At 37.4% G+C, this 989-nt stretch carries 1 protein-coding gene; it reads right to left on the bottom strand.

The window, feature by feature from the left end; genetic code table 11:
• On the bottom strand, positions 1-989 hold a 989-nt coding region (locus CCZ01_RS10575), incomplete at both ends, for a hypothetical protein (protein ID WP_181566400.1).

The raw sequence follows: 989 nt of genomic DNA, 5'->3' as shown, positions 1-989 counted from the left end.
ATATTAAGATTCTTAGCTCCTAAACCAACAAGATAGAATTTATCTGCATTAGTTAATGTTCCAGCACCACTATCAAAATTAATCTCAACATCACTCAATGCTGCACTTCTTCCTGTTAAATCCATAGTGATACCAGTTTGTGCAACTAGCTTTTCTACAGAGTTAATGTCATAGACAACAGATTGTCCAGCATCACCTGTTAAAGTGAGTGTATCTAAACCAGCACCTGTATTGATAGTTGTGTTGATTGCAAGGTTATCAACATTTAAGATCACTTTATCATTCCCTGCACCTGTTGAGAAATCTTTAAGGCTTGATGCATTAGAAGCGTCAATTGTAAGGTTACCTCTAGCAGCAGCACCATTGAAGACTTCAAGAGTATTGCTTAGAGTTGTCTCAAGGCTACCTGTTCCACCGATTGTCATTTCTGAGAGTGTAGCTGAAGAAATATTAACGAAGTTTTGATTATTGAGGTTAAGAGTGACCTTATCAATTCCATCGACATTGACTGTTGTTGTTCCATTCACATCAAGAGTAGAAGCAGCACCCACTGAATCTAAGCCAATAGAGAGTCTATCATCAGCACCTGTTAATTCTGTGTTAAAAGTAATGCTTGTTTCTGAAGTTTTTACATTCTTGTAGTTCACTTCAAGGTTATTTGCATGTGTTACATTTGTAAGGTTAACACCTGCTGTTCCCTCTACATTCACAAGATGAACTCCTTTGAAGTTTTGCATAGAGAAATCAAGCTGATCTGCAACTGTGTTTCTAAGAGCAAGTTTTTCAAGGATAATACCTGCACCAGATTCATTTAAACCAGCGAATGAAGAAGCTAAATCAACATTCAATGTATCTGTTCCATTTCCTCCATCAATACTCACTGATTCTGTTAATGTTGAAGAACCAGAATCTGCTGAAACTACCGCATTGAAGGTATCATCGCGTTCTGTTCCTGTATAAGCAGTAGTACCTGCAGTAAGACTGAAAGT

This window comes from Helicobacter monodelphidis, assembly GCF_003288845.1.
Classification (GTDB): Bacteria; Campylobacterota; Campylobacteria; order Campylobacterales; family Helicobacteraceae; genus NHYN01.
The sequence above is the reverse complement of the archived record's forward strand: the minus strand, read 5'-3'. Positions and strand labels throughout refer to the sequence as shown.